The organism is Mycobacterium sp. (genome assembly GCF_019247615.1).
Lineage (GTDB): Bacteria > Actinomycetota > Actinomycetes > Mycobacteriales > Mycobacteriaceae > Mycobacterium.
This window is the reverse complement of the sequence record NZ_JAFBAT010000010.1, coordinates 1-2730: the sequence shown is the minus strand read 5'-3', so window position 1 is coordinate 2730 and position 2730 is coordinate 1. Positions and strand designations below refer to the sequence as shown.

Sequence of the window (2730 nt, the reverse complement as noted above, 5' to 3'; positions counted from 1 at the left end):
AAACTGGCGTCACTGCGCGCCTTCGCCGCGGAACGATGAAACTCAGCTGGCGCCAAGCGCTTGGATCAGTCGGTTCATAACGTCACCGGCTTCTTGGCGGGCTTCGTCCTGATCGTCTGCCCGCGCCACATAAAGCGTCGCTTCACGCATTGCGCCGAGCAACGTTAGAGCTGTCGCTTCGATCGGCTGCGCCGGGATGCGGCCGGTCTGGACAGCGTCGGCGAGCAGCGCACGCACCAGCCCGATGTTGTGGCGGTTGCCGATCTCGGCCCACCGCGTCCACCCCAGTACTGCCGGGGCGTCGACCAAGACGATGCGCTGCACATCCGGATCGGAGCAGGCATCCAGCCAAAAGTCGGCACCCAGCCGCATGACCGCTACCGGGTCGGTTTCGCCGGACGCGGCGATCGCCTCGCCCATGCGGGCTGCGACTTCCCCTTCGATTTGTTCGAAGACCGCTGCGAACAGCTCGGTCTTGTCGGCGAAGTGGTGATACAGGGCGCCGCGAGTCACGCCCGCGGCACGCACGATCGTCTCAAGCGCGACCTCGGCAAAACCCTGGGCGGCAAATAGCGGACGAGCCGCCGCGATCAGGGCTTCCCGGGTCCCGGCGGCGCGCTCGGCCTGCGTACGACGGCGCGTATTCATCCACCCATTGCCTTTCATACATACGGTATGTACGTTGTTACATACGGTATGTAGGTTTCTATTACCGTAGCTCGGTGACTCCGACCGCTCTATTCAATCGGAAGGAAAAGGTGAAATGGGCGACGCGCTGAAGGCAATCGAGGCCGACCGTGAAGCGCTGTTAAGGCTCTGCCACGATGCGGACGACTCGGTCTGGGCGAAGGACACCGGGTGTCCCGGCTGGACGATGCAGGACGTCGTGTCACACATGGCGTGCAGTTTTTGGATAGCCGTCGACCCTACGAACTTGCCTGATCCAGCGGGACTACCTGCTGAGCGAGCCGCAGATTTATACGTCGAGTCGCGTCGCCGCATGACGCCCAAAGAAGTTGTGGCCGACTACGAATCGGTGAGCTCGCGGGGCCTGGAGTTACTCGCGACAGTGCAGGGCCAGGATTTTGATGTGCCGCTCGGAGATGTCGGCACCTATCCGGCGTCGATCGTGCCGACGGCGTTCGCCTTTGAGCACTACGTCCATATCAGGTGCGATCTGTTCGCCCCTGATGGACCGCTGCGCGGAGAACCGCCCGCATCCGACGACTTGCGGCTGGCACCCACGCTCGACTGGATCGAGGTAGCACTACCCCAGCAGAACACGGACCTTCTCGACGGTATGGATAAGGCAGTCGAGGTGCGCCTCACCGATGCCGCAGGACGGACCCTGAAGATCGGCAGCAGCGAAGCAGTCGCCCACATCAACTGTGATTCAGCGGCATTCGTGCGTTGGGTCACGCAGCGCGGCAGTTGGGAAACCCTGGGCGTCGATGCAGACGGCGACCCATCGGCTCTCGATGTAGTTCGCCGGCTAAGGGTGTTCTGAGCCAATGGTCTACTCCTTTTTGCCGGGGAATGGCCGAATTGGCTCCACCCCAGTCTCGAAACATTCGTTATCGGGACATGGGAGGGGTTGTGGTGAGTGGCCGGGTCAGCTCAAAAGCGATTGCCGTCGGGATCGTAGAACCACACGAACTCGTTATTGGCGCTGCGGTGGATATCACCGACCTTGACGCCCAAGCTGAGCAGCTGCCGGCGTGGGGATTCAAGGTCGCCATTCATGAGCACCGCGACATAACTGTTCCGGTCGTTGTCCTCCCGCACGCGACTCTCACCCGGTGGAAGCTGCCAGAGAGACACCGTTGACCCGGCGATCGAATAGACGGCAAAAGGATGCTCGGCACCGTCGGCGCCCACGTGCACCGGATCCAGTCCGAGATTGTCGCGATACCACTCGATGGAGGCCGCCACGTCGCGTACGCGCATGATGGTCATGACAGCCGACGCTTCAGCAAATACGGACGACGTCATCGAGACAGTATTTCATCGGGACAGCACCGGGGCCGAGCAGGTCACCGCATCCGTCAAGGACTCGGGTACGGCGTGCCGGTCACGATCGTGTCAACCGCTTCCCCGAGGACCACGAACTCCAAACCGCCCAGGAGAGGCAGCAATCCGACGTCGGCGGCGATCGGTGAGCCGATCGCGTCGACAAGCCCCGCAAGCGGTTGACCGTTGACTGTTTGGACCACTCCGTTCAAAAACAGGTTGAGGTCATAAGACGGCAACGAGACCAGGACGGCAGCGGTGATGTCGGCTGTGGGAAGCAGCGTGGCGTATGCGGTCGACACCGCACTCGTCGAGGCGCCGACGATCTGGGTGTTCGCCGCCTGCAGCCCCGAGATGATGCCGGTTATCGTGGGCGGGCCGGAGGGAAGCGTCGGTGCGCCGGAACCCGACAACAGTGACACGAGCGCCTGAGATACGCCCTGCAGCGACGGTATCCGCGGCGGCCCGGCTGAGTGGAAGTCGCCGATCGCGGCGCCGATCCCGTGGTGGACACCGGTGAGGAGGGCGGGCCCCAGGGCGGCGGTGTCGCTGAGCGGCGGCAGAAATCCGAACGGGGTGGCCACATTGGCCGGGCCGGTGGACCAACCGAAATCCGGGTTGCCGTAACCCCAGTCGACAAGCGGCGTCAAGACGGGCTGGACCAGATCCGCCATCGGGTTCCCAACGAACGGGATAAGACGCACCGGCTCCAGCAGCGGC

Annotated in this window: 4 protein-coding genes; 1 reads left to right on the top strand and 3 read right to left on the bottom strand. The window is 63.3% G+C overall.

Annotated features, from left to right (window positions below):
- Positions 1-42: 42 nt before the first annotated feature.
- On the bottom strand, positions 43-648 hold the full coding sequence (locus JO059_RS00705) for a TetR/AcrR family transcriptional regulator (RefSeq protein ID WP_293313888.1): 606 nt from the start codon (positions 646-648) through the stop codon (positions 43-45).
- Positions 649-763: 115 nt separating this feature from the next.
- Between JO059_RS00705 and JO059_RS00700 the strand changes: the two genes are divergently transcribed.
- Positions 764-1507 (top strand): maleylpyruvate isomerase family mycothiol-dependent enzyme, encoded by a 744-nt coding sequence (locus JO059_RS00700; RefSeq protein WP_293313885.1) that lies wholly within the window; start codon positions 764-766, stop codon positions 1505-1507.
- 110 nt (positions 1508-1617) lie between these two features.
- Here JO059_RS00700 and JO059_RS00695 read toward each other — a convergent pair whose 3' ends face one another.
- Together JO059_RS00695 and JO059_RS00690 are read right to left on the bottom strand one after the other, a co-directional pair.
- A complete protein-coding gene (locus JO059_RS00695) occupies positions 1618-1992 on the bottom strand; it encodes a VOC family protein (protein WP_293313883.1) in 375 nt (124 codons plus the stop codon).
- 53 nt (positions 1993-2045) lie between these two features.
- The coding region (locus tag JO059_RS00690; protein WP_293313880.1) for a PE-PPE domain-containing protein at positions 2046-2730 on the bottom strand (685 nt) is incomplete at its 5' end.